Here is a 25,338-nt window from a genome sequence, read left to right as displayed (position 1 = left end):
GTGAGCGGCTCAGCTGCGAACGCGCCGGGCGCCGGGCAGATCCCCGGCGTCCGTGCCAACCCGCTGCGCACCCCGCAGGACCGGCGGCTCCCGCGTATCGCGGGGCCGTCGGGCCTGGTGATCTTCGGGGTCACCGGCGATCTGTCCCGCAAGAAGCTCATGCCGGCGGTGTACGACCTGGCCAACCGGGGGCTGCTGCCCCCGGGCTTCTCGCTGGTGGGCTTCGCCCGCCGGGACTGGGAGAACGAGGACTTCGCCCAGGTCGTGCACGACTCGGTCATGGAGCACGCCCGCACCCCCTTCCGTGAGGAGGTCTGGCGGCAACTGGCCGAGGGCATGCGCTTCGTGCCCGGCACCTTCGACGACGACGTGGCGTTCGACACGCTGCGCGAGACGATCGAGGCGCTGGACAAGGAGCGCGGCACCGGCGGCAACTTCGCTTTCTACCTCTCCGTACCGCCGAAGTTCTTCCCCACGGTGGTGCGCCAGCTGAAGAAGCACGGCCTGTCCGAGGGGCAGGGCGACAGCTGGCGGCGGGCCGTCATCGAGAAGCCGTTCGGCCACGATCTGGCGTCCGCGCAGGAGCTGAACGCGGTCGTCCACGATGTGTTCGCGCCGCACGAGGTCTTCCGCATCGACCACTACCTGGGCAAGGAGACCGTCCAGAACATCCTGGCGCTGCGGTTCGCCAACACCCTGTTCGAGCCGCTGTGGAACCGGTCGTACGTCGATCATGTGCAGATCACCATGGCCGAGGACATCGGCATCGGCGGCCGGGCCGGGTACTACGACGGCATCGGCTCAGCCCGCGACGTCATCCAGAACCACCTGCTCCAGCTGCTGGCGCTGACCGCGATGGAGGAGCCCTCGGGCTTCGACGCCGAGTCCCTGGTCGCCGAGAAGCTGAAGGTGCTCAGCGCGGTGCGGCTGCCGCAGGACCTGGCCCGGCACACGGTGCGCGGCCAGTACACCGGCGGCTGGCAGGGCGGCCAGAAGGTGGCCGGCTATCTGGAGGAGGACGGCATCGACCCCAAGTCGGTGACCGACACCTACGCCGCGATCAAGCTGGAGATCGACAACCGGCGCTGGGCCGGGGTGCCGTTCTATCTGCGCACCGGCAAGCGTCTGGGCCGCCGGGTCACCGAGATCGCGGTGGTCTTCCAGCGGGCGCCGTACTCACCCTTCGACGCCACCGACACCCAGGAGCTGCGCAACAACGCGCTGGTCATCCGGGTGCAGCCGGACGAGGGCGTCACCATCAGGTTCGGCTCCAAGGTGCCCGGCACCCAGATGGAGATCCGGGACGTGACGATGGACTTCGCCTACGGCGAGTCGTTCACCGAATCCAGCCCGGAGGCGTACGAGCGGCTGATCCTGGACGTGCTGCTCGGGGACGCCAACCTGTTCCCGCGCCACCAGGAGGTGGAGCGCTCGTGGGAAATCCTCGACCCCATCGAGGAGTTCTGGGCGGGCCACGGCCGGCCCGAGCCGTACCCGGCCGGCACCTGGGGGCCCAAGGCGGCTGATGACATGCTCTCCCTGGACGGACGGAGCTGGCGGCGGCCATGAAGATCGACCTCACGGACACCACAGTCAGTCAGATCAACGCCGCCCTGGTCCAGGCCAGGCGGGCAACGGGAACCCCGGCGGTAGGCATTGTGCTGACCCTGGTCATCGTCACCGACGAGGGCAACCACTACGACGCGCTGAAGGCGGCCAGCGAGGCGTCCAAGGAACACCCCTCGCGCATCCTGGTCGTCATCCGGCGGCCGGGACGCTCCTCGCGGGAGCACGCCGGCTCCCACCTGGACGCCGAGGTCAGGGTCGGCGGGGAGACCGGCAGCGGCGAGACCGTACTGCTGCGGCTGCACGGCGAGCTGTCGGCGCACGCCTACAGCGTGGTGCTGCCGCTGCTGCTGCCGGACGCCCCGGTGGTGGTGTGGTGGCCGCAGGACGCCCCGGCGCACCCGGAGCGCGATCTGCTGGGGACGCTGGCGCAGCGGCGGATCATGGACGCGGCGGCGAACGAGGACCCGGTGGCGGTGCTCGGGGCGCGCGCCGAGGTCTACTCGCCGGGCGACACCGATCTGGCGTGGACGCGGATCACCCCGTGGCGCAGTGTGCTGGCCGCGGCGCTCGACCAGAAGCACGGCCGGATCGACTCGGCGGTGGTGGAGGGCGAGGAGCACAACCCCTCCACCGAGTTGCTGGCCCTGTGGCTGGCGGAGCGGCTGGGCGTCCCGGTCGAGCGGGTGCCGACCCCCGGGCCCGGCATCACGGCCGTGCGGCTGCTCACCGAGGACGGCACGATCTGTCTGGACCGGCCGACCGGGTCGCTGGCGAAGCTGGCGGTGCCGGGGCAGCCGGACCGGCATGTGGCGCTGCACCGGCGCTCCACGGCGGAGCTGATCGCCGAGGAGCTGCGCCGGCTCGACCCGGACGAGGCGTACGCGGAAGCGCTGCGCTTCGGCGCGGCGGCGGGAGCACAGCGGTGACGGCCACCCCGCAGGTGGTGGTCCACCGCGACAAGGAGCTGATGGCGCAGGCCGCCGCCGCCCGGCTGATCACGAAGATCGTGGACGCCCAGGCCGCACGCGGCACCGCCTCGGTGGTGCTGACCGGTGGCCGCAACGGCAACGGGCTGCTGGCCGCGCTGGCGGCCTCCCCGGCGCGGGACGCGGTGGACTGGGGGCGGCTGGATCTGTGGTGGGGGGACGAGCGTTTCCTGCCCGCCGGGGACCCGGACCGCAACGAGGTCCAGGCCCGCGAGGCGCTGCTGGAGCGGGTCCCGGTGGACCCGTCCCGGGTGCATCCGATGCCGGCCTCCGACGGCCCGTGGGGCAATGACGCGGAGGCGGCGGCCGAGGGGTACGCGGCGGAGCTGGCCACGGCCCGCGACGTGCTGAACCACGGCGCGGTGCCGCGGTTCGACGTACTGCTGCTGGGCGTGGGCCCCGACACCCATGTGGCGTCGCTGTTCCCGGAGCATCCCGCGCTGCACGAGCGGGAACGCCCGGTGGTGGCGGTGCACGGCGCGCCCAAGCCGCCGCCGACCCGGATCACCCTCACCCTGCCGGCGATCCGCACCGCACGCGAGGTGTGGCTGCTGGCGGCGGGCGAGGACAAGGCGGACGCGGCCCGGATCGCGCTGTCGGGCCCGGGCGAACTCCAGGTACCGGCGGCCGGCGCGTACGGCGAGAGCCGCACCCTGTGGCTGCTGGACCGCGCGGCGGCCTCCGCGCTGCCACCGCAGCTGTATCCCCCGGCGACGGCCTGAGCGGGCCGCCGCCGGGGGCGGGGGTCATCTCCCGCGCAGCTCCCGGTACCGGGCGACGAGGGCCCCGGTCGAGGCGTCGAGCCCGGGCACCTCGGCCCCCTCGGTGAGGGCGGGCTCGACCCGCTTGGCCAGGACCTTGCCCAGCTCGACCCCCCACTGGTCGAAGGAGTCGATGTCCCAGACGGCGCCCTGGACGAACACCTTGTGCTCGTACAGGGCGATCAGCTGGCCCAGCACGGACGGGGACAGCTCGGTGGCCAGGATGGTGGTGGTGGGCCGGTTGCCGGGGAAGGTGCGGTGCGGCACCAGCTCCTCGGCGACACCCTCCTCCCGTACCTCCTCGGCACTCTTGCCGAAGGCGAGCGCCTGGCCCTGGGCGAACAGATTGGCCATCAGCAGGTCGTGCTGGGCGGCGAGATCGGGGGCCAGCTCGGCGACCGGCCGGGCGAAGCCGATGAGGTCGGCGGGGATCAGCTTGGTCCCCTGGTGCAGCAGCTGGAAGTAGGCGTGCTGCCCGTTGGTGCCGGGCGTGCCCCACACCACCGGCCCGGTCTGCCAGGTCACCGGCTCGCCCTGCCGGTCCACGCGCTTGCCGTTGGACTCCATGTCGAGTTGCTGGAGGTAGGCGGTGAACTTCGACAGGTAGTGGCTGTAGGGCAGCACCGCGTGCGACTGGGCGTCGTGGAACGCGCCGTACCAGACGCCGAGCAGCCCGAGCAGCAGCGGCACGTTCTCCTCGGCGGGCGCGGTGCGGAAGTGCTCGTCGACCAGGTGGAACCCCTGGAGCATCTCCCGGAATCGCGCGGGGCCGATCGCGATCATCAGCGAGAGGCCGATGGCCGAGTCGTAGGAGTACCGGCCGCCGACCCAGTCCCAGAACTCGAACATGTTGTCGGTGTCGATACCGAACTCGGCGACCTTGCCGGCGTTCGTCGACACCGCCACGAAGTGCCGGGCCACGGCCGCGGCGTCCCCGCCGAGCCCGTCGAGCAGCCAGCGCCGCGCGGAGGTGGCGTTGGTGATGGTCTCGATGGTGGTGAACGTCTTGGACGCGACGATGAACAGGGTCCGCGCCGGATCGAGGTCCCGCACCGCCTCGTGCAGATCGGCGCCGTCCACGTTGGAGACGAACCGGAAGCCGATGTCCCGCGCGGTGAACGGCCGCAGCACCTCGTACGCCATGGCGGGCCCGAGATCGGAGCCGCCGATGCCGATGTTGACGACGGTGGTGATCCGCTCCCCGGTGTACCCCTTCCACTCCCCCGACCGCACCCGGTCGGCGAAGGCGGCCATCTTCTCCAGCACGGCGTGCACGGCCGGGACGACGTTCTCGCCGTCCACCTCGATGACGGCCTCCCGCGGCGCGCGCAGCGCGGTGTGCAGCACCGCCCGGTCCTCGGTGGTGTTGATGCGCTCGCCCCGGAACATGGCGTCCCGCAGCTCGGCGACCCCCCGCGCGGCGGCAAGATCGCGCAGCAGCCGCAGCGTCTCGTCCGTCACCAGCTGCTTGGAGAAGTCCACGTGGAGATCACCGACACCGAGGGAGTACCGCTCGGCCCGCCCGGGATCCTTCGCGAACAGCTCGCGGAGCGACACCTCCCCCACCGCGTCCCGGTGCTCCCCGAGCGCGCGCCACTCCCCCGACCGGTCCACCCTGCCACGACGCCCGGCGCCGTTGTTGTTCTCTGTCACCCGGCCCAAGCTAGCCGATCACCGGCAACGGCGGCGTGCCGCCCGTCCGTGTTCACGGCCCGTGCGCGGGGGAGCTCAGATCTCGCCGCGCAGTTTCGCCAGGGCCTCCGCCAGAATGGCCTCGCCGTCCGCCGCGCTTCTGCGCTCGCGAACGTAGGCCAGGTGGGTCTTGTACGGCTCCGTGCGCGGCGGGGCCGGGGGGGCCTCGCGTTCGGGGCCGGCCGGGAAGCCGCAGCGCTGGCAGTCCCAGGTGTCCGGGATCTGCGCGTCGCTGGCGAAACTCGGCTGTGTCTCGTGTCCGTTGGCGCACCAGAAGGAGACCCGCAGCCGTGGCGCGGATTCGCCCCGCTCGGCCTCGCCCATCGGCCCCGCGCCGACCCGGCTGCCCCGGATCGCGTTGCCACCTGCCACTGTCGTAACTCCCTGCCTCACTACACGTGCTAAGAAGTCGCCTCAGTCTATGCAAGGCTCAACGCACGTCCAGTGTCCGAGTTACGACGGACCGGAACCGTCCCCGCCGGCGCGGGGACGTGCGGTGGTCAGGATTTCATCTGCAGACCGAGCAGCACGATGATCACAAACCAGATGAGCCCGACGATCACGGTGATCCGGTCAAGGTTGCGTTCGGCGACCGACGATCCGCCCACCGAGGACTGCATGCCGCCACCGAACATGTCGGAGAGGCCGCCGCCCTTTCCCTTGTGCATCAGCACAAGCAGCCCCAACAGGAAGCTGAAGACGATCAGGGCGATCTGGAGCGCCAATTCCACGACTGGGACCAACTCTCTCGGACGGATGGACACACACAATGTACAGGGCGTCGGGGGCCGGGTGGAGACGCGGGACGTCACCGGTCCGGCCCCCGGACAGGGTATCGCTAGTGCACGGCCGGACCGTTACTGATCGCGGAACCGGACGATCTTGATGAACTCCTCGGCGTCCAGCGCCGCACCGCCCACCAGAGCGCCGTCCACATCGGGCTGCGCCATGATCGCGGCCACGTTGCCGGACTTCACCGAACCGCCGTACTGGATGCGGACGCCGTCCGCCAGCTCCGCGTCGTACAGCTCGGCCAGCCGGGCACGGATCGCCCCGCACACCTCCTGCGCGTCCTCGGGGGTGGCCACCTCGCCGGTGCCGATCGCCCAGACCGGCTCGTAGGCGATCACGATGCTCGCCGCCTGCTCGGCCGGGATGTCCGCCAGCGCGCCGTCGAGCTGCGCCAGGGTATGGGCGACCTGCCCGCCCGCCTTGCGGACGTCCAGGCCCTCGCCCACGCACAGGATCGGGGTGAGCCCGTACCGGTAGGCGGCCTTGACCTTGGCGTTGCAGGTGGCGTCGTCCTCGCCGTGGTACTGGCGCCGCTCGGAGTGGCCGATCACCGCGTAGGTGCAGTTCAGCTTGGCGAGCATGGCGCCGGAGATCTCACCGGTGTAGGCGCCGGAGTCGTGCGCCGAGACGTCCTGCGCCCCGTACTTGATCTTCAGCTTGTCGCCGTCGACCAGCGTCTGCACCGAGCGCAGATCGGTGAACGGCGGCAGCACGGCCACCTCCACCGCGTCGTAGTCCTTGTCGGACAGGCCGAAGGCCAGTTTCTGGACCTGGGCGATGGCCTCGAGGTGGTTGAGGTTCATCTTCCAGTTGCCCGCCATGAGCGGGGTGCGTGCCATGGTTCAGTCCTCCAGTGCGGCGAGGCCGGGGAGGGTCTTGCCCTCCAGGTATTCGAGGCTGGCGCCGCCTCCGGTCGAGATGTGGCCGAACGCCGTCTCGTCGAAGCCGAGGATGCGCACCGCCGCCGCCGAGTCACCGCCGCCGACCACGGTGAAGGCGGGCGAATCGAGCAGCGCCTGGGTGACACCGCGGGTGCCGGCCGCGAACTCCGGGTGCTCGAAGACACCCATCGGGCCGTTCCAGAACACGGTCGCGGCGTCCGCCAGCTTGGCGGCGTACAGCTCGGCGGTGCGCGGGCCGATGTCCAGGCCCATCACGCCCTCCGGGATGGCGTCCGCCGGCACCACGACCGGGTGCGCGGGCGCCTTGGTGGCCAGGTCGGGGAACGCCTTGGCGGCCACCACGTCCACCGGCAGCACGAACTCCACGCCCCGCTCGGCCGCGCGGCGCAGATACTCGCGCACCACCGGCACCTGGTCCTCCTGGAGCAGCGAGTCGCCGACCTCGTGGCCCTGGGCCTTGAGGAAGGTGTACGCCATGCCGCCGCCGATCAGGATCCGGTCGGCGCGCTCCAGCAGATGGTCGATGACCCCGAGCTTGTCGGAGACCTTGGCGCCGCCGAGCACCACCGCGTACGGGCGGCGCACGTCCTCGGTGAGCTGCTTGAGGACGCCCACCTCGGTGGCGATCAGCCCGCCGGCCGCGTGCGGCAGCCGGGCCGGGAGGTCGTACACGGAGGCGTGCTTGCGGTGCACCGCGCCGAAGCCGTCGCCGACGTAGGCGTCCGCCAGGGAGGCGAGATCGTCGGCGAAGGCGCCGCGCTCGGTGTCGTCCTTGCTGGTCTCACCGGGGTTGAAGCGCAGGTTCTCCAGCAGTGCCACCTGGCCGTCCGCCAGGTCCGCCACGGTGGCGCGCGCGCTGTCGCCGACCGTGTCGGAGGCGAACGCGACCGGGGCGCCGAGCAGTTCGCCGAGCCGGGCGGCGACCGGGGCGAGGGAGTACGCCGGGTCGGGCGCGCCCTTGGGGCGGCCGAGGTGGGAGGCGACGACGACCCGGGCGCCGGCCGCGGCCAGCTTGCGGATCGTCGGTACGGCGGCCCTGATCCGGCCGTCGTCGGTGATCTTCCCGCCCTCCAGCGGGACGTTCAGATCGGCGCGGACGAAGACCCGCCGCCCGGCGACCTGGAGATCGTCAATCGTCTTCATACGTGTGATGCGCTCCTCGTGAGGCGGGGCCCGTGCCGAGCCGGTGACCGGGCCCGGACCGCGCGCAGGGCCCGCGCCGCGCGTGGTGCGCGGTTCGCGGGCCCTGCGTGCCGGATCCGGGGCCCGGCCGGCCGGCCGGTGCCCGTACGACCGCTGTGACCCTGACCGTCGGAACGATCAGCGGGTCACAGGCGCTCGCCGACGTAGACGGTCAGGTCGACGAGGCGGTTGGAGTAGCCCCACTCGTTGTCGTACCAGCCGACGACCTTGACCTGGTTGCCCTGGGCGATGGTGAGCTGGGCGTCGAAGGTGCAGGACGCGGGCCAGTTCACGATGTCCGAGGAGACGATGGCGTCCTCGGTGTACTCCAGGATGCCCTTGAGCTCGCCGGAGGCGGCGGCCTGGAAGGCGGCGTTGACCTCCTCGGCGGTGACCTCGCGGTCCAGGTCGACGACCAGGTCGGTGACCGAGCCGGTGGGCACCGGGACGCGCATCGCGATGCCGTCCAGCTTGCCCTTCAGCTGCGGGAGCACCAGGGCGGTGGCCTTGGCGGCGCCGGTGGTGGTCGGGATGATGTTGACCGCGGCGGCCCGGGCCCGGCGCAGGTCGCTGTGCGGGAAGTCCAGGATGCGCTGGTCGTTGGTGTACGCGTGGACGGTGGTCATCAGACCCTTGACGATGCCGAAGCTCTCGTCCAGGACCTTCGCCAGCGGCGCCACACAGTTGGTGGTGCAGGAGGCGTTGGAGATGACGTCGTGCTGCGCCGCGTCGTAGGCGTCCTGGTTGACGCCCATGACGATGGTGATGTCCTCGTTCTTCGCCGGGGCGGAGATGAGGACCTTCTTGGCGCCGGCGGCCAGGTGCTTGGCGGCGTCGTCACGCTTGGTGAAGATGCCGGTGGACTCGATCACGATGTCGGCGCCCAGCTCGGCCCACGGCAGGTTCGCGGGGTCGCGCTCGGCCAGCGTCTTGAAGGTCTGGTTGCCCACCGTGATGGTGTCGTCGGTGTGGCTCACCTCTTCCTTGAGGCGGCCGAGGATGCTGTCGTACTTCAGCAGGTGGACCAGGGTGGCGTTGTCGGTGAGGTCGTTGACCCCGACGATCTGGACATCGGCACCCTGCTCAAGGAGCGCGCGGAAGTAGTTGCGGCCGATACGGCCAAAGCCGTTGATTCCTACGCGGATCGTCACGAACCGATCTCCTCGTTGGTACGCCGGATGCGGATTCCGGCGATGCTGTATGGGACGTCCCCGACCACAACCGACCCTACCGCGCCCGGACCGAAGCGGTGACATCGGCCGGGGGGCGGAGTGCGGAAGGCGCGACCGGGCGGTGGGTGGCCGGGGTCAGCCGACCATTTCTTCGGTGAGGTTGGACTCGGTGCCCGGGACCCCCAGGTCCTGCGCCCGCTTGTCGGCCATGGCCAGCAGCCGGCGGATCCGGCCGGCCACCGCGTCCTTGGTCAGCGGCGGATCGGCCAGCGCGCCCAGCTCCTCCAGCGAGGCCTGCTTGTGCTCCATGCGCAGCCGGCCGGCCGCCGCCAGGTGCTCGGGCACCTCCTCCCCCAGGATCTCCAGCGCGCGCTGCACCCGCACCCCGGCGGCCACGGCGGCGCGCGCCGAGCGGCGCAGATTGGCGTCGTCGAAGTTGGCGAGCCGGTTGGCGGTGGCCTTGACCTCGCGCCGCATCCGGCGCTCCTCCCAGGCCAGCACCGACTCGTGCGCCCCGAGCCGGGTCAGCAGCGCGCCGATGGCGTCACCGTCCCGGACGACGACGCGGTCCACGCTGCGCACCTCGCGGGCCTTGGCGGCGATCTGGAGCCGCCGGGCGGCGCCCACCAGGGCCAGGGCGGCCTCCGGGCCCGGGCAGGTGACCTCCAGGGAGGAGGAGCGGCCGGGCTCGGTCAGCGAGCCGTGGGCCAGGAAGGCGCCGCGCCAGGCCGCCTCCGCGTCGCAGGTGGCCCCGGAGACCACCTGGGGCGGCAGGCCCCGGATGGGGCGGCCTCTGCCGTCCACCAGGCCGGTCTGCCGGGCCAGCTGATCACCGCCGGCCACCACCCGCACCACGTAGCGGCTGCCGCGCCGCAGCCCGCCGGGGGCCATCACCACCAGATCGGAGGAGTGCCCGAAGATCTCCAGGATGTCCCGGCGCAGCCGCCGGGCGGCGATGCCGGTGTCCAGCTCCGCCTCGATCACGATCCGCCCGCTCACAATGTGCAGGCCGCCGGCGAACCGCAGGATCGACGACACCTCCGACTTGCGGCAGCAGGTGCGGGTGACGGGGAGCCGTGAGATCTCGTCCTTCACCGCGGCCGTCATCGCCATGGGCCGATCCTTCCATGCATACGAAAAATCCGGTCATACGCGGCGGCCAGCAGCTCCGGGTCGTGCCGTGCGGAGCCACCGCCGGTCAGCGGATCCCCGACGGCGGCCACCGGGGCCAGCTGGACGGAGGCCCCCAGTCGCTCGGCCGCCAGTCGCAGGCTCTCCTGGTCGGGGACCGCCGCCCGGTCGGCCAGCACCACGTCAAAGGCGAGTTTAGGGGCGTGTTGTACCAAAACCTCCACATGACGCTGCGGGGAGAAGCCATCAGTTTCCCCGGGTTGGGGTGCGAGGTTGAGCGAGAGCACCCGGCGCGCCTTGGTCCGGGTGAGGGCGTCCAGCAGTTCGGGCACCAGCAGATGGGGGATCACCGAGGAGAACCACGAACCCGGGCCCAGGATCACCCAGTCCGCGTCCAGCACGGCCTGCACCGCCTCCGGGACGGCCGGCGGGTCGTGCGGCACCAGCACCACCTGGAGCACCTCGCCGGGGGTGAGCGCCACGGTGGCCTGGCCGCGCACCCGGCTGAGGGCCTGCGGGCGGTGGACGTCGTGGCCGCGTACCAGGGCTTCCAGTTCCAGCGGAACGGCCGACATCGGCAGCACCCGGCCGTGCGCGCCCAGCAGTTTGCCGACCAGGTCGAGCGCCTGCACATGATCGCCCAGTTGTTCCCACAGTGCGACGATCAGCAGATTGCCGACGGCGTGATCGTGCAGCGCGCCCTCGCTCTTGAAGCGGTGCTGCACCACTTCCGACCAGGTACGTCCCCAGTCGTCGTCGCCGCACAGCGCGGCCAGCGCCTTGCGCAGGTCGCCCGGGGGCAGTACGCCGAGTTCGTCCCGCAGCCGGCCGCTGGAGCCGCCGTCGTCGGCGACCGTGACCACGGCGGTCAGGTCGCCGGTGATGCGGCGCAGCGCGGTGAGGGAGGCGGACAGGCCCATGCCGCCGCCGAGGGCGACCACCTTGGGCTGGGCGCCGCGCCGCCCCGCGCGGCCGGTGCGGCCGATGCTCCGGATGACGGTGCGCCGGCGCTCGGGGTCCCGGCCCTGCCGGGCGGCCTTGCGTGGCATGTTATTCGCGTCCCATGTCCCGGTGTACGACGACGGTTTCGATGCCTTCGGCGGCCAGCACCTTGGCGAGCCGTTCGGAGACGGCCACCGAGCGGTGCTTGCCGCCGGTGCAGCCGACCGCGATGGTCACATAGCGCTTGCCCTCGCGGCGGTAGCCGGCCGCGACCAGGTGCAGCAGGTCGGCGTAGCGCTCCAGGAACTCCTTGGCGCCGGGCTGGTCGAAGACGTACCCGGCGACCTCCTCGCTGGTGCCGGTGAAGGGCCGCAGCTCCGGCACCCAGTGCGGGTTGGGCAGGAAACGGCAGTCCACGACGTGGTCGGCGTCCACCGGCAGGCCGTACTTGTAGCCGAAGGACATCACGGTGGCGCGCAGTTCGGGCTCGTCGCCGCTGGTGAACTGGGCGTCCATCTTGGCGCGCAGTTCGTGGACGTTGAGGTTGGAGGTGTCGATCACCAGGTCGGCGTCGCCGCGCAGTTCGCGCAGCAGGTCGCGCTCGGCGGCGATGCCGTCCACGATCCGGCCGTCGCCCTGGAGGGGGTGCGGCCGGCGGACGGACTCGAAGCGCTGCACCAGGGCGTTGTCGGAGGCTTCCAGGAAGACGATGCGCCGGGTGACGGACTTGGCGTCGAGGTCGGCCAGGGATTCGCGGAGGCTATCGAAGAAGCTGCGTCCGCGGACGTCCACGACGACGGCGATCCGGGCGACGTTGCCCTGGGAGCGGGCGCCGAGGTCGACCATGGTGGGGATGAGGGAGGGCGGCAGGTTGTCGACGACGAACCAGCCGAGGTCCTCCAGGCACTTGGCGGCGGTGCTGCGGCCGGCTCCCGACATCCCGGAGATGATCACGAGTTCGGGGGTGGGGCCGGTCTCCTCGCCCGCGGTGGCGGTGGCCGCGCTCGCGGTGGGGTCCGGCTGTTCCTGTGCTCTGCTGTGTTCGCTCATGGTCTCTCTTCCCCCGCCGGTGTGGTGTGTGGTGTGTGGGTGGTGCGGTGGCCCGGCGTGCGCCCCGGGCCGTCGCGGCCGGCTCAGTCGTCGATGATCTCGCCGGTCGCCGTGTTGACGGCCGGGGCGGCGGGGCCGCGCTCGGTGAGCGCGGCGAGCACCGTCTCGGCCGTCTTGCGGCCTATGCCGGGGACCTCGCAGATCTCCTCCACCGAGGCGGCGCGCAGCCGCTTGACCGAGCCGAAGTGCTTCAGAAGTGCCTTCTTGCGGGTCTCGCCGAGCCCGGGGACGGCGTCCAGCGGGCCCTTCTTCATCGATTGTGCCCGTTTGCCGCGCTGATAGCGGAGGGCGAACCGGTGGGCCTCGTCCCTGACCCGCTGGAGCAGGTACAGGCCCTCGCTGGACCGGGGCAGGATCACCGGGTCGCTGTCCCCGGGCAGCCAGACCTCCTCCAGCCGCTTGGCGAGGCCGCAGACGGCCACGTCGTCGATGCCCAGCTCGTCCATGGCGCGCCGGGCGGCGGCCACCTGGGGGGCGCCGCCGTCGACCACGACCAGCTGCGGCGGGTAGGCGAAGCGCTTGGGGCGGCCGTCCTCCTCGCGGTGGGCGTCCGGGCGCGGGGCGGCCGGCTCCTCGCCGCCTCCCTGGCCGTTCTCCCCGGGCTCGGGGCCCTCGGGGGACTCCTCGACCCAGCCGCCGCTCTTCTCCTTCTCCCGCAGGTAGCGGCGGAAGCGCCGGGAGATCACCTCGTGCATGGAGCGGACGTCGTCCTGTCCGGCGAAGCTCTTGATCTGGAAGCGGCGGTACTCGCTCTTGCGGGCCAGGCCGTCCTCGAAGACGACCATGGAGGCGACGACGTCCTCGCCCTGGAGGTGGGAGATGTCGAAGCACTCGATGCGCAGCGGCGCCGAGTCCAGGTCCAGGGCCTCGGCGATCTCCTCCAGGGCGCGGGAGCGGGTGGTCAGGTCGGAGGCGCGTTTGGTCTTGTGCAGCGCGAGCGCCTGCTGGGCGTTGCGCTGGACGGTGGCCATCAGGTCCTTCTTGTCGCCGCGCTGCGGGACGCGGAGGCTGACCCGGGAGCCGCGGCGTTCGCCCAGCCAGTCGGTGAGGGCGTCCGCGGCCTCGGGGAGGGCGGGCACCAGGACCTCGCGGGGGACGCCGCCGCTGCCGCCGCCGGTGGCGCCGTCGCCCCATTCGTCGCCGTAGAGCTGCTGGAGGGCGTGCTCGACGAGCTGGGGGGTGGCGACGTGCTCGACCTTGTCGGTGACCCAGCCGCGCTGGCCGCGCACCCGGCCGCCGCGGACGTGGAAGATCTGGACGGCGGCCTCCAGCTCGTCCTCGGCGACGGCGATGAGGTCGGCGTCGGTGGCGTCGGCGAGGACGACGGCGTTCTTCTCCATGGCGCGGCGCAGTGCCTCGATGTCGTCGCGCAGCCGGCCTGCGCGTTCGTACTCCATGGCCTCGGACGCCTCGTGCATGCCGCTCTCCAGCCGGCGCAGATAGGCGCCGGTGCGGCCGGCCATGAAGTCGCAGAATTCCTCGGCGAGTTCGCGGTGCTCTTCGGGGGTGACGCGGCCGACGCAGGGCGCGGAGCACTTGTCGATGTAGCCGAGCAGGCAGGGGCGGCCGATCTGGTGGGCGCGCTTGAACACCCCGGCGGAGCAGGTGCGGACGGGGAAGACCCGCAGCAGCAGGTCGACGGTCTCGCGGATGGCCCAGGCGTGGCCGTAGGGGCCGAAGTACCGGACGCCCTTGCGCTTGGTGCCGCGCATGACCTGGGCGCGGGGGAACTCCTCGTTCATCGTGACCGCGAGGTACGGGTAGCTCTTGTCGTCGCGGTACTTGACGTTGAAGCGGGGGTCGTACTCCTTGATCCAGGTGTACTCCAGCTGGAGCGCCTCCACCTCGGTGGCGACCACGGTCCACTCCACGGAGGCGGCGGTGGTGACCATGGTGGCGGTCCTGGGGTGCAGGTGGGTGAGGTCCTGGAAGTAGGAGGACAGCCGCTGCCGCAGGCTCTTGGCCTTGCCGACGTAGACGACCCGGCCGTGCTGGTCGCGGAAGCGGTAGACGCCCGGCTCGTCGGGGATTTCGCCCGGCTTGGGGCGGTAGCTGGAGGGGTCGGCCATGGTCGTAACCCTACTGCCGGGGACCGACACCTCATGGTCACCGGGCGGCCGTACGGGGCGCCCGGGGCGGGCTACCAGCCGCGTTCGCGCCAGGCGGGGAGGTGCGGGCGTTCGGCGCCGAGGGTGGTGTCGGCGCCGTGTCCGGGGTAGACCCAGGTCTCATCCGGAAGGGTGGCGAACAGCCGGCTCTCCACGTCGTGCAGGAGGCCGGCGAAGGCGGCCGGGTCGCCGTGGGTGTTGCCGACGCCGCCGGGGAAGAGGCTGTCGCCGGTGAAGAGGTGCGGGTGGCCGTCGGGGTCGTCGTAGACGAGGGCGACGGAGCCGGGGGTGTGCCCGGTGAGGCGGCGGACGGTGAGGGTGATGTCGCCGAAGGTGACGGTGTCCTCGTCGTCCAGGGCGGTGTCGGTGGGGACGGGGATGCCGTCGGTGTCGGGGCGGCCGGCGTAGGTGGTGGCGCCGGTGGCGGTGACCACCTCGGCGAGCGCCTGCCAGTGGTCGGCGTGCCGGTGGGTGGTGACGACGCCGGTGAGGCCGTCGGCGCCGATCAGCTCCAGGAGGGTGGCGGGCTCGGCGGCGGCGTCGATGAGCAGCTGGGCGCCGGTGGCGCGGCAGCGCAGCAGGTAGGCGTTGTTGTTCATCGGGCCGACGGCCGCCTTGGAGATGATCAGGCGGGCCAGCTCGTGGGCGTCGGCCGGCCCGCCGACCGTGACGTTTCCGGTGTACGACATGGCGGTCAGTGTGTCAGAGCGCGGGTGCCGCGGGCAGTGTTCCGCCGCTGACGGTGAGCCCGGAGCCGGTGGTGCGGCCGGAGAGCCAGCCGACGAGGGCGGTGGGGGCGCCGGCGACGACGAGGCGGGTGCCGTCGTGGCCGCCGCTGTACCAGCTGCGTCCGTCCTCGGCGCGCAGGTCGAGGGGTGGCAGGGCGGGGTGGCCCTCGTAGCGGCGGGTGAGGTAGTCGACGGCGCGGTCGGTGAAGGCGCCGGGGAGGTCGTGGACGGTGCGGCCGATGCCGAGGTCGATGTGGTGCAGCTCGACCTCGACCCAGCGGCGCAGCGGCAGCGAGTCGAGCCGGTCGGTGACGCCGTTGCGCAGGGCGGCGGTGGTGGACCAGCGGTCGGCGGGCAGGGCGGCGAAGGCGCCGGCCAGCCGCTGGGCGCTGTCGCGCACGTCGGCGCGCTGCTCGGCGGCGGGGCGGGGGGCGCCGCGGTCGATGTCGGTGTCGCGGCTGTCCTCGCTCGGGTACATGGGGCGCCCGGCGAGCACGTTGACGAGGGCGTCGGCGTTGCGCGCGAGGTGGGTGGTGAGGTGGCCCCGCGTCCAGCCGGACAGCCGGGAGGGCGCGGCGATCGCGGCGTCGTCCAGGGCGTCGAGGGCGGTCAGCAGGCGGTGGGTGGCCTCGTCCAGACCGGTGAGATCTGCGGTCGGCTTCGTCATGATCACACGCTATCCGGGACCACTCCTTCGAGTGAAGATGGCGGGAACGGCACCGTAATCGAACGCACGTGCTATAAGCTGGCTCACCGCCATCGGGAGACCGATCCGGCCTTCCGGCTTGCCGCCCGCCCCTACTCTTGGACGGGGGTGCCCCGTGCGCCATGGGGTCCCCGTTCGTCACACGAAAGGTGCCATCCGCGTGGCCGACCGGCTCACCGTTCGCGGTGCTCGTGAACACAACCTCAAGAATGTCTCGCTCGACCTGCCGCGCGATGCCCTGATCGTCTTCACCGGCCTCTCGGGCTCGGGCAAGTCCTCCCTCGCCTTCGACACGATCTTCGCCGAGGGGCAGCGCCGCTACGTGGAGTCGCTGTCCGCGTACGCCCGGCAGTTCCTCGGCCAGATGGACAAGCCGGACGTCGACTTCATCGAGGGCCTCTCCCCGGCCGTCTCGATCGACCAGAAGTCCACCTCGCGCAACCCGCGCTCCACCGTGGGCACCATCACCGAGGTCTACGACTATCTGCGGCTGCTGTTCGCCCGCATCGGCAAGCCGCACTGCCCCGAGTGCGGCCGGCCCATCGCCCGCCAGTCGCCCCAGGCCGTCGTCGACAAGGTGCTGGGCCTGGAGGAGGGCAGCCGCTTCCAGGTGCTCTCCCCGCTGGTGCGCGAGCGCAAGGGCGAGTTCGTCGACCTCTTCGCCGACCTCCAGACCAAGGGCTACAGCCGGGCCCGGGTGGACGGGGCCACCATCCAGCTGGCCGACCCGCCCAAGCTGAAGAAGCAGGAGAAGCACACCATCGAGGTGGTCGTCGACCGGCTCACCGTCAAGGAGAGCGCCAAGCGGCGGCTCACCGACTCGGTGGAGACCGCGCTCGGCCTCTCCGGCGGCATGGTGGTGCTCGACTTCGTCGACCTGCCCCAGGACGACCCCCAGCGCGAGCGGATGTTCTCCGAGCATCTGTACTGCCCGTACGACGACCTGTCGTTCGAGGAGCTGGAGCCGCGTTCCTTCTCCTTCAACTCCCCCTTCGGCGCCTGCCCCGAGTGCACCGGCATCGGCACCCGGATGGAGGTGGACCCGGAGCTGATCATCCCGGACCCGGAGAAGTCCCTGGACGAGGGCGCCATCCACCCCTGGTCGCACGGCCACACCCGCGGGTACTTCCACCACCTGATCAGCGCGCTGGGCGAGGCGCTGAGCTTCCGCACCGACGTGCCCTGGGAGGCCCTGCCGCAGCGGGCGAAGAAGGCGCTGCTCAATGGGCACCGCACCAAGATCGAGGTCCGCTACGAGAACCGGCACGGCCAGGAGCGCGCGTACGCCACCGCCTTCGAGGGCGTGATCCCCTTCCTGCGCCGCCGGTACGCGGAGGCCGACACCGACGCCGGGCGCGAGCGGTTCGAGGGCTACATGCGCGAGGCCCCCTGCCCCGCCTGCCACGGCACCCGGCTCAAGCCGCTGGTGCTGGCGGTGACCGTGCAGGGCAAGTCCATCGCCGAGGTCTCGGCCCTGTCGATCAGCGAGTGCGCCGACTTCCTGCGCCGCATGACGCTGGACGCCCGCGAGAAGGCCATCGCCGAACGCGTCCTCAAGGAGGTCAACGAGCGGCTGCGGTTCCTGGTCGACGTGGGCCTGGACTACCTCTCCCTGGGCCGCGCCGCCGGATCGCTCTCCGGCGGCGAGGCGCAGCGCATCCGGCTGGCCACCCAGATCGGCTCCGGCCTGGTCGGGGTGCTGTACGTGCTGGACGAGCCGTCCATCGGTCTGCACCAGCGCGACAACCACCGGCTGATCGAGACCCTGGTGCGGCTGCGCGACCTCGGCAACACGCTGATCGTGGTGGAGCACGACGAGGACACCATCAAGACCTCCGACTGGGTGGTGGACATCGGCCCCGGCGCCGGCGAGCACGGCGGCGAGGTGGTGCACAGCGGACCGCTGGCGGAGCTGCTGGCCAACGAGAAGTCGGTCACCGGCCAGTACCTCACCGGCGCCCGCAGCATCCCGATGCCCGAGGTACGGCGGCCGGCCGACCCCAAGCGCCGGCTGACCGTGCACGGCGCCCGGCAGCACAACCTGAAGAACATCGACGTGAGCTTCCCGGTCGGGGTGCTCACCGCGGTCACCGGCGTCTCCGGGTCCGGCAAGTCCACGCTGGTCAACGACATCCTCTACACCCATCTGGCCCGCGAGCTGAACCGGGCCAAGGCGGTGCCCGGGCGGCACACCCGGGTCACCGGGGACGATCTGGTCGACAAGGTGGTGCACGTCGACCAGTCCCCCATCGGCCGCACCCCGCGCTCCAACCCGGCCACGTACACCGGCGTCTTCGACCACGTCCGCAAGCTGTTCGCGGAGACGATGGAGGCCAAGGTCCGCGGCTATCTGCCGGGCCGGTTCTCCTTCAACGTCAAGGGCGGGCGCTGCGAGAACTGCTCGGGCGACGGCACCATCAAGATCGAGATGAACTTCCTGCCGGACGTCTACGTCCCCTGCGAGGTCTGCCACGGCGCCCGCTACAACCGGGAGACGCTGGAGGTCCACTACAAGGGCAAGTCCATCGCCGAGGTGCTGGACATGCCCATCGAGGAGGCGCTGGAGTTCTTCGAGGCGGTGCCGGCCATCGCCCGTCACCTGCGCACGCTGAACGACGTCGGGCTCGGGTACGTGCGGCTCGGCCAGCCGGCCACCACGCTCTCCGGCGGTGAGGCGCAGCGCGTCAAGCTCGCCTCCGAGCTCCAGCGCCGCTCCACCGGCAGCACCGTCTACGTCCTGGACGAGCCGACCACCGGTCTGCACTTCGAGGACATCCGGCGGCTGATCGAGGTGCTGTCCGGCCTGGTCGACAAGGGCAACACGGTGATCGTCATCGAGCACAACCTCGATGTGATCAAGACCGCCGACTGGGTGGTGGACATGGGCCCCGAGGGCGGCCACGGCGGCGGCACCGTCGTCGCCGAGGGCACCCCGGAGGAGGTGGCGGCCGTGCCCGCCAGCCACACCGGGAAGTTCCTGCGGGACGTGCTCGGCGACCGGGTCAGCGACGCGGCCCCGGCCCGGCGGCGCACCACCGCCCCGAAGAAGCGGGCAGCGGCCGGGAAGAGCACCGGACGGAGCACCAAGAAGTAGCCCACCCGGTTTCGTCGACCACCGTTCGCCGGACATGGACGGCGCCGCACTGGTGCGGCGCCGTCTCCCTTGGAACGCTGAGGCGCCCGCTGCCGACGCGTCCGAGGGAGTCCTGGTGATCCACCGCGCACCGAGCACCACAGCACGCCACCGCCGTATCCGGCCGGCCCTGCGGACCCGGGCCCCGGTCGCGGCGGCGCTCGCCGCCCTGGCCCTGGGCCTGCTGCCGGCCGGGGCGGCCGGGGCCGCCACGACCACCGGCGAGGGTCTGGAGCTGTCCCGCACCGTCCAGCCGCTGGGCCCGGGCACCGAACTGACCCGCTATCGGAGCCTGGAGCCCACCGGCTGGCACAGCGCCCAGTCCCTCACCGTCGATCTGTCGGCCGGCGCCCGCGTGGAGTCGCTGGCGCCCGACGACGTGGCGGACGCCGCTCCGCTGAGCGACCTGGTCCGCGACCACGACCCCGGCCCCGGGCGGGCCACGGTGGCCGCCGTGAACGCCGACTTCTTCGACATCAACGGCACCAAGGCGCCGCTGGGCCCCGGCATCACCGGCGGCGCGCTGCGGCACTCCGCCTCCGACGGGGCTCCCCTGGACGTGGCCGCCTGGGGCCCGGGGGAACTGGGCCGGATCCTGGAGGTGTACGCCGAGGGCAGCCTTTTGCTGCCGGACGGCGTGGCGGAGGTCGCCTCCTACAACGCCGCCCGGGTCCCGGCCGGCGGCATCGGCGTGTACACCTCCGGCTGGGGCACCGCCGACCGGGCCCTGACCGTCACCGGGGCCGGCGCCGTCACCGAGGTGCTCGTCCGGGACGAGACGGTGGTCTCGGTGTCCGGTACGGCCGGCCGTGACCGGGTGCCGGAGGGCGCCAGCGTGCTGCTGGGCCGGGACGCCGGGGCCCGTACTCTCGCCGCGCTGGTCCCGGGCGACACGGTGGTGCTGGAGTACGGGGCGCGCACCGGCGACGGCAGCCCGCTGCCCGAGGAGGCGGTGGGCGGCCGGGGCCTGCTGGTGATCGACGGGGAGCCGCAGGACTGGGAGGGCCGGCCCAACAACGCGGCGGCCCCGCGCACCGCGGTCGGCTTCTCCCGGGACGGCGGCGAGATGTACCTGGTGACGGTGGAGGGCCGGCAGCCGCACGCGGGCGGCGCCACCCTCACCGAGCTGGCGGTGCTGCTCGCCGACCTGGGCGCGTACACCGCGCTGAACCTGGACGGCGGCGGCTCCACCACGCTGCTCGCCCGCGCCCCCGGGGACAGCGCGCCCCGGCTCGTCAACAGCCCCTCCGACGGCGTGGAGCGCCCGGTGCCCAACGGTCTCGCGGTGACGGTGCCGCTCGGCAGCGGCGCCACGGCCGGGTTCCGGGTGGAGACGGTGGTGGACCCGGCGCGTACCCCGACCGCCGATCCGGTGCCCGGCGGACACCCCGAACGGGTCTTCCCCGGACTCACCCGGCGGCTGACCGCGACCGGCCACGACGAGACGTACGGCCCGGCCCCCGCCGCCCGGCCCGCCTGGCGCACCGACCGGCCCTCGGTCGGCGGGGTGGACGCGGACGGCACCTTCACCGCGCGCCGCCCCGGCACCACCACGGTGACCGCCGGACGGGGCGGGGCGGGCGGCGGCATCGAGCTGACCGTCCTCGGCGACCTGGCCCGGATCGACCCGACCAGCCGCCGGATCGCCCTGACCGCCGCCGGGGCCGGCGCGCGGTTCGGGCTGGTCGGTCAGGACGCCACCGGGCACAGCGCCCCGGTGGAGCCGGCCGATGTGACGCTGGAGTACGACCGGTCCCTGTTCACCGTCACCCCCGATCCGGCCGCGGGCGGCTTCACGGTGACGGCGGCCGGCGCCGCCGACGGGACGGCCGGACAGGTACGGGCCACGGCCGGCGGGCTGAGCACCGTGCTCGCCGTCACCGTCGGCGGCGAGGAGAGCGAACTCGCCGACTTCGAGGACGCCGGGGAGTGGACCTTCAGCCACGCCCGGGCGGCCGGCGGCATCACCCCGGAGCCGGCGGGGCAGGACGGCGGCGGCGCGCTGCGTCTGAGCTACGACTTCACGCTCAGCACCGCCACCCGCGCCGCGTACGCCACCCCGCCCCGCGCCATCGAGGTCCCCGGGGCGCCGCAGAGCTTCGCCCTGTGGATCGAGGGCGACGGCCACGGCGGCTGGCCCTCGCTCCACCTCAAGGACGCGGCGGGCACCGACCAGGTGCTGCGCGGCGACCACGTCACCTGGGAGGGCTGGCGGCAGGTCGAGTTCCCGGTGCCCGAGGGGCTGGCGCTGCCGGTGAGCGTGCACCGCTTCTATCTGGCCGAGACCCGGCCGGACGCCGCGTACACCGGCTCGATCGCGCTCGACGGTCTGACGGTGCGCACCGCCCCCGAGGCCGGGCTGCCGCCGGAGGTGCCCGCGAGCGGGCCGCTGATCGGCCCGGCAGCGGAGGTGGCGGAGCGCGACTGGCGGTTCGCGGTCGTCTCGGACGCCCAGTTCGTGGCCCGCGACCCGGACAGCGCCCTCGCGGCGGCGGCCCGGCGCACCCTGCGCGAGGCCCGGGCGGCCGAGCCGGACTTCGTGCTGATCAACGGGGACTGGGTGGACGAGGGCTCGCGGGCCGATCTGGAATTCGCCCGGCAGATGATCGAGGAGGAGCTGGGCGACACGGTGCCCTGGTATTACGTGCCGGGCAACCACGAGGTCATGGGCGGCTCCATCGAGCTGTTCGAGGAGGTCATCGGCCCGGCGCAGCGCACCTTCGACCACCGGGGCACCCGCTTCATCACCCTGGACACCTCCTCGCTGACGCTGCGCGGCGGCGGGTTCGCCCAGTTCCAGCGGCTGCGGGCGGACCTGGCGGACGCCGCGGGGAACCCGTCGGTGGGCTCGGTGGTGGTGGTCGGCCATGTGCCGCCGCGCGATCCGACGGTGCGGCCGGCCAGTGAACTGACCGACCGGATGGAGGCCGCGCTGCTGGAACGCTGGCTGGCGGACTTCCGCCGTACCTCCGGCAAGGGGGTGGCCTTCTTCGGGGCGCACGTCGGGGTCTTCGACAGCTCCTGGCGGGACGGGGTGCCGTACGTCATCGGCGGGGACGCCGGGAAGGCACCGGCCGCGCCGCCCGGGGAGGGCGGGTTCACCGGCTGGGCCCTGGTGGGCGTGGACGGGGGCGCCGCCGGCCGCCCCGCGGGCGGCGGGGCCGGTGGCCCGGGGGATGCGGGCGACTGGCTCTCGGTGCAGACCAGGCCCCATGTGGACGGTCTCGCCCTCACCGCGCCCGCGACCCTGGCGGCCGGTACGGAGGCGGCGGTGGCGGCCACGGTGGTCCAGGGGGACGGGGCCGGGGCCCGCGCGGTGCCGGTGGGGTATCCGGTGAGCGCCGACTGGTCGGGGTCGCGCGCCCTGCACCTCGGGCCGCCCGGTGAGGCGGGGCGGCGGCAGGTGGCGGCCTTCGATCCGGCGACCGGCCTGCTCACGGCGCTGCGCCCCGGGGAGGTGACCCTCCGGGTGGAGGTGAGCGGGGTACGGGAGGAGATCACCGTACGGGTCACCCGCTGACCGCGGGGCGGGGCGGGGGCCGACCACGCGGCCCCCGCCCCGCCGGCACCGCTACAGGTGCGGGGCGATGGACGGCAGCAGGTCCTGGAAGGTCCGGCCGGAGGCGGGCTCGCCGATGGCCGTCATCCGCCACTCGCCGTCCCGCCGGCTGACCTTGGCCATGACCTGGCCGGTGTACGCACCGCCGCCGGCCAGCGTGTAGCGGGCCAGCTCCTCACCGGTGGTCTCGTCGACCAGCCGGCAGAACGCGTTCTCGACCTCGGTGAAGGTCTGGCCGGTGAACGAGTTCACGGTGAAGACGATGGTGTCGATCTCGTCCGGCAGCCGGGCGAGATCGACGAGGATCGATTCGTCGTCCTCCTGGCCCGCGCCACCGGTGAGGTTGTCACCGGTATGGATCACCGAGCCGTCGTCACTGGTGAGCTTCTGGAAGAAGACCACATCGCGCGACTCGGTCCCCGCGTACAGCACGGCCGAGGCGTCGAGGTCGATGTCCCCGCCGCCGCCGAGCATCTTGCTGAAGAACCCGCGCCGCGCCGCCTGCCAGCCCAGGCCCATCCGGACGGCGGACAGCCCGCCGCCCCCGGACTTCACGAGACTGACGGCCTGCCCCTTGGACAAATTGACGCCCACAACAGCTCCCCTTCCTTGTCAGGCGACTCCGGTAAAGAAAGAGTCAAGGGCGACGCTAGCGCAGGCCCACCTCGCGCATCTGACGCAGTTCCTTCTTGAGATCGGAGACCTGGTCCCGCAGCCGGGCCGCGACCTCGAACTGCAGCTCCGCGGCGGCGGACCGCATCCGCTCGGTGAGCTGCTCGATGGTCTCCGCCAGCTCGGCGGCGGGGCGCTCGGTCAGCTCCCCGGTGCCCTCGGCCTCGCCCTTGCGGGCGGGCTGCTTCACCGGCACCGGTGCCTTGCCCTTGCGCTGCTCCCCGCCCTGGCGGTAGCCGGTGCCCAGCAGATCGTGGGTGTCGACCTCCTCGCGGGCGATGGACGCCACGATGTCACCGATCTTCTTCCGCAGCGGCTGCGGATCGATGCCGCGCTCCTCGTTGTACGCGATCTGCTTGGCGCGGCGCCGGTTGGTCTCCTCGATGGCCCGCTCCATGGCGGCGGTGATCCGGTCGGCGTACATGTGCACCTGCCCCGAGACGTTCCGGGCCGCGCGGCCGATCGTCTGGATCAGCGAGGTGCCCGAGCGCAGGAAGCCCTCCTTGTCGGCGTCCAGGATGGCCACCAGGGAGACCTCGGGGAGGTCCAGGCCCTCCCGGAGCAGGTTGATGCCGACCAGGACGTCGTACTCACCGGCCCGCAGCTCGCGCAGCAGCTCGACCCGGCGCAGGGTGTCCACGTCGCTGTGCAGGTAGCGGACCCGGATGCCCAGCTCCAGGAAGTAGTCGGTGAGGTCCTCCGCCATCTTCTTGGTGAGCGTGGTGACCAGCACCCGCTCGTCCTTCTCGGTGCGGGTGCGGATCTCGTGCACCAGGTCGTCGATCTGGCCCTCGGTGGGCTTGACCACCACCTCGGGGTCGACCAGGCCGGTGGGCCGGATGATCTGCTCGACCACGCCGTCGCCGCGGGAGAGCTCGTAGGAGCCGGGGGTGGCCGACAGGTACACCGTCTGGCCGATCCGCTCCAGGAACTCCTCCCACTTCAGCGGCCGGTTGTCCACGGCCGAGGGCAGCCGGAAGCCGTGGTCGACCAGGGTCCGCTTGCGGGAGGCGTCGCCCTCGTACATCGCCCCGATCTGCGGCACGGTGACGTGCGACTCGTCGATGACCAGCAGGAAGTCGTCGGGGAAGTAGTCGAGCAGGGTGTGCGGCGGGGAGCCGGGCTCGCGGCCGTCGACGTGCAGCGAGTAGTTCTCGATGCCGGAGCAGGTGCCGATCTGCCGCATCATCTCGATGTCGTAGGTGGTGCGCATCCGCAGCCGCTGCGCCTCCAGCAGCTTGCCCTGCCGCTCCAGCTCCTCCAGACGCTCGGCCAGCTCCCGCTCGATGCCGCCGATGGCCCGTTCCATCCGCTCGGGTCCTGCCACGTAGTGCGAGGCGGGGAAGACGTACAGCTGCTGCTCGTGGGCGATGACCTCGCCGGTGAGCGGGTGCAGGGTGGAGAGCGCCTCGATCTCGTCGCCGAACATCTCGATCCGGACGGCCAGCTCCTCGTAGACCGGGAAGATCTCGATGGTGTCCCCGCGCACCCGGAAGGTGCCGCGGGTGAACGCCACGTCGTTGCGCGTGTACTGGATGTCGACGAAGCGGCGCAGCAGCGCGTCCCGGTCGATCTCCTCGCCGACCTTCAGCGGCACCATGCGGTCCACGTACTCCTGCGGGGTGCCCAGGCCGTAGATGCAGGAGACGGACGCCACCACGACCACGTCGCGCCGGGTGAGCAGCGAGTTGGTGGCGCTGTGCCGCAGCCGCTCCACCTCCTCGTTGATCGAGGAGTCCTTCTCGATGTAGGTGTCCGTCTGCGGGACGTACGCCTCGGGCTGGTAGTAGTCGTAGTACGACACGAAGTACTCGACGGCGTTGTTCGGCAGGAGCTCGCGGAACTCGTTGGCCAGCTGGGCGGCCAGTGTCTTGTTGGGCGCCATCACCAGGGTGGGGCGCTGGACCCGTTCGATCATCCAGGCCGTGGTGGCCGACTTGCCGGTGCCGGTGGCGCCCAGCAGGACGACGTCCTTCTCGCCGCCCTTGATCCGCCGCTCCAGGTCGGCGATGGCCGCCGGCTGGTCGCCGCTGGGCTGGTAGGGGCTGACGACCTCGAAGGGCGCCACCGTACGTTCGATGTGGGAAACGGGCCGCATGACCCCACCGTACGACCCGGCACCGACAATCGGCTCCGGAGTGCTCTGCGACCGTCTGTGGTGACGGATTGTCGCTACCTGTTCAGCCGCTAGTC

The 25,338-nt window shown here is 72.2% G+C and carries 19 protein-coding genes; 5 read left to right on the top strand and 14 right to left on the bottom strand.

From position 1 onward, the window contains the following. The 3 genes from zwf to pgl are packed head-to-tail and all read left to right on the top strand — an operon-like array spanning nt 1 to nt 3,277. Nucleotides 1-1,569, top strand: a complete 1,569-nt coding sequence (gene zwf / locus BM385_RS10790; RefSeq protein WP_019433823.1) for a glucose-6-phosphate dehydrogenase — start codon at nt 1-3, stop codon at nt 1,567-1,569. After that, on the top strand, nt 1,566-2,495 hold the full coding sequence (gene opcA / locus BM385_RS10785) for a glucose-6-phosphate dehydrogenase assembly protein OpcA (RefSeq protein WP_019433822.1): 930 nt from the start codon (nt 1,566-1,568) through the stop codon (nt 2,493-2,495). Before zwf ends, opcA begins: the two co-directional genes overlap by 4 nt. Before the next feature lie 41 nt (nt 2,496-2,536). Continuing rightward, the gene (gene pgl / locus BM385_RS10780) at nt 2,537-3,277 is read left to right on the top strand and encodes a 6-phosphogluconolactonase (protein WP_374313047.1); all 741 of its coding nucleotides are present in this window, start codon (nt 2,537-2,539) and stop codon (nt 3,275-3,277) included. Between the two features lie 24 nt (nt 3,278-3,301). Here the strand turns inward: pgl and pgi are convergent, their stop codons facing one another. The 12 genes from pgi to BM385_RS10720 form a co-directional block, all read right to left on the bottom strand. Next, a complete protein-coding gene (gene pgi / locus BM385_RS10775; RefSeq protein WP_380980373.1) occupies nt 3,302-4,930 on the bottom strand; it encodes a glucose-6-phosphate isomerase in 1,629 nt (542 codons plus the stop codon). Nucleotides 4,931-5,044: 114 nt separating this feature from the next. After that, a complete protein-coding gene (locus BM385_RS10770; protein WP_019433819.1) occupies nt 5,045-5,380 on the bottom strand; it encodes an RNA polymerase-binding protein RbpA in 336 nt (111 codons plus the stop codon). A 128-nt stretch (nt 5,381-5,508) separates the two neighbouring features. Beyond that, complete coding sequence (secG, locus tag BM385_RS10765) at nt 5,509-5,733, bottom strand: preprotein translocase subunit SecG (RefSeq protein ID WP_019433818.1); 225 nt, start codon at nt 5,731-5,733, stop codon at nt 5,509-5,511. 132 nt (nt 5,734-5,865) lie between these two features. Further along, the gene (tpiA, locus tag BM385_RS10760) at nt 5,866-6,639 is read right to left on the bottom strand and encodes a triose-phosphate isomerase (protein ID WP_019433817.1); all 774 of its coding nucleotides are present in this window, start codon (nt 6,637-6,639) and stop codon (nt 5,866-5,868) included. A gap of 3 nt (nt 6,640-6,642) precedes the next feature. Further along, entirely contained in the window at nt 6,643-7,845 is a 1,203-nt protein-coding gene (locus BM385_RS10755) for a phosphoglycerate kinase (RefSeq protein WP_093842887.1), read from the bottom strand. A gap of 185 nt (nt 7,846-8,030) precedes the next feature. Continuing rightward, on the bottom strand, nt 8,031-9,035 hold the full coding sequence (gene gap, locus BM385_RS10750) for a type I glyceraldehyde-3-phosphate dehydrogenase (protein ID WP_019433815.1): 1,005 nt from the start codon (nt 9,033-9,035) through the stop codon (nt 8,031-8,033). Nucleotides 9,036-9,191: 156 nt separating this feature from the next. Further along, nucleotides 9,192-10,169, bottom strand: coding sequence for a DNA-binding protein WhiA (whiA, locus tag BM385_RS10745; RefSeq protein WP_019433814.1), 978 nt, complete (start codon nt 10,167-10,169; stop codon nt 9,192-9,194). Further along, nucleotides 10,160-11,236: a gluconeogenesis factor YvcK family protein gene (locus tag BM385_RS10740; protein ID WP_019433813.1), complete on the bottom strand. Its 1,077-nt coding sequence runs from the start codon at nt 11,234-11,236 to the stop codon at nt 10,160-10,162. Before BM385_RS10740 ends, whiA begins: the two co-directional genes overlap by 10 nt. A 1-nt stretch (nt 11,237) precedes the next feature. Continuing rightward, on the bottom strand, nt 11,238-12,179 hold the full coding sequence (rapZ, locus tag BM385_RS10735) for an RNase adapter RapZ (protein WP_093842886.1): 942 nt from the start codon (nt 12,177-12,179) through the stop codon (nt 11,238-11,240). Between the two features lie 83 nt (nt 12,180-12,262). Beyond that, nucleotides 12,263-14,308, bottom strand: coding sequence for an excinuclease ABC subunit UvrC (gene uvrC / locus BM385_RS10730; RefSeq protein ID WP_093842885.1), 2,046 nt, complete (start codon nt 14,306-14,308; stop codon nt 12,263-12,265). Nucleotides 14,309-14,379: 71 nt separating this feature from the next. Continuing rightward, nucleotides 14,380-15,036, bottom strand: a complete 657-nt coding sequence (locus BM385_RS10725; RefSeq protein WP_093842884.1) for an MBL fold metallo-hydrolase — start codon at nt 15,034-15,036, stop codon at nt 14,380-14,382. A gap of 13 nt (nt 15,037-15,049) precedes the next feature. Next, nucleotides 15,050-15,742, bottom strand: coding sequence for a maleylpyruvate isomerase family mycothiol-dependent enzyme (locus BM385_RS10720; protein ID WP_026047433.1), 693 nt, complete (start codon nt 15,740-15,742; stop codon nt 15,050-15,052). A 199-nt stretch (nt 15,743-15,941) separates the two neighbouring features. Here BM385_RS10720 and uvrA point away from each other — a divergent pair, with 199 nt between their 5' ends. Both uvrA and BM385_RS10710 read left to right on the top strand, forming a co-directional pair. Next, nucleotides 15,942-18,875: an excinuclease ABC subunit UvrA gene (gene uvrA, locus BM385_RS10715; RefSeq protein WP_019433808.1), complete on the top strand. Its 2,934-nt coding sequence runs from the start codon at nt 15,942-15,944 to the stop codon at nt 18,873-18,875. A gap of 115 nt (nt 18,876-18,990) precedes the next feature. Beyond that, nucleotides 18,991-22,434, top strand: a complete 3,444-nt coding sequence (locus tag BM385_RS10710; protein WP_254791503.1) for a phosphodiester glycosidase family protein — start codon at nt 18,991-18,993, stop codon at nt 22,432-22,434. 51 nt (nt 22,435-22,485) lie between these two features. Here the strand turns inward: BM385_RS10710 and BM385_RS10705 are convergent, their stop codons facing one another. Together BM385_RS10705 and uvrB are read right to left on the bottom strand one after the other, a co-directional pair. Further along, nucleotides 22,486-23,067 (bottom strand): TerD family protein, encoded by a 582-nt coding sequence (locus BM385_RS10705; RefSeq protein ID WP_019433807.1) that lies wholly within the window; start codon nt 23,065-23,067, stop codon nt 22,486-22,488. 55 nt (nt 23,068-23,122) lie between these two features. After that, nucleotides 23,123-25,243 carry an excinuclease ABC subunit UvrB gene (uvrB, locus tag BM385_RS10700; protein ID WP_093842882.1) on the bottom strand — a complete coding sequence of 707 codons (2,121 nt, stop codon included), beginning with the start codon at nt 25,241-25,243 and terminating at the stop codon, nt 23,123-23,125. Nucleotides 25,244-25,338: the final 95 nt, after the last annotated feature.

Source organism: Streptomyces harbinensis, from assembly GCF_900116145.1.
In the GTDB taxonomy this organism is placed as follows: Bacteria; Actinomycetota; Actinomycetes; order Streptomycetales; family Streptomycetaceae; genus Streptomyces; species Streptomyces carpaticus.
The sequence above is the reverse complement of the archived record's forward strand: the minus strand, read 5'-3'. Positions and strand labels throughout refer to the sequence as shown.

What these genes read in the sequence shown, in the direction of transcription:
- opcA (WP_019433822.1), top strand. Translation starts at nt 1,566, where the DNA reads ATGAAGATCGACCTCACGGACACCACAGTCAGTCAGATCAACGCCGCC.
- pgl (WP_374313047.1), top strand. Translation starts at nt 2,537, where the DNA reads ATGGCGCAGGCCGCCGCCGCCCGGCTGATCACGAAGATCGTGGACGCC.
- tpiA (WP_019433817.1), bottom strand. Translation starts at nt 6,639, where the DNA reads ATGGCACGCACCCCGCTCATGGCGGGCAACTGGAAGATGAACCTCAAC.
- BM385_RS10755 (WP_093842887.1), bottom strand. Translation starts at nt 7,845, where the DNA reads ATGAAGACGATTGACGATCTCCAGGTCGCCGGGCGGCGGGTCTTCGTC.
- whiA (WP_019433814.1), bottom strand. Translation starts at nt 10,169, where the DNA reads ATGGCGATGACGGCCGCGGTGAAGGACGAGATCTCACGGCTCCCCGTC.
- BM385_RS10740 (WP_019433813.1), bottom strand. Translation starts at nt 11,236, where the DNA reads ATGCCACGCAAGGCCGCCCGGCAGGGCCGGGACCCCGAGCGCCGGCGC.
- rapZ (WP_093842886.1), bottom strand. Translation starts at nt 12,179, where the DNA reads ATGAGCGAACACAGCAGAGCACAGGAACAGCCGGACCCCACCGCGAGC.
- uvrC (WP_093842885.1), bottom strand. Translation starts at nt 14,308, where the DNA reads ATGGCCGACCCCTCCAGCTACCGCCCCAAGCCGGGCGAAATCCCCGAC.
- BM385_RS10725 (WP_093842884.1), bottom strand. Translation starts at nt 15,036, where the DNA reads ATGTCGTACACCGGAAACGTCACGGTCGGCGGGCCGGCCGACGCCCAC.
- BM385_RS10720 (WP_026047433.1), bottom strand. Translation starts at nt 15,742, where the DNA reads ATGACGAAGCCGACCGCAGATCTCACCGGTCTGGACGAGGCCACCCAC.
- uvrB (WP_093842882.1), bottom strand. Translation starts at nt 25,243, where the DNA reads ATGCGGCCCGTTTCCCACATCGAACGTACGGTGGCGCCCTTCGAGGTC.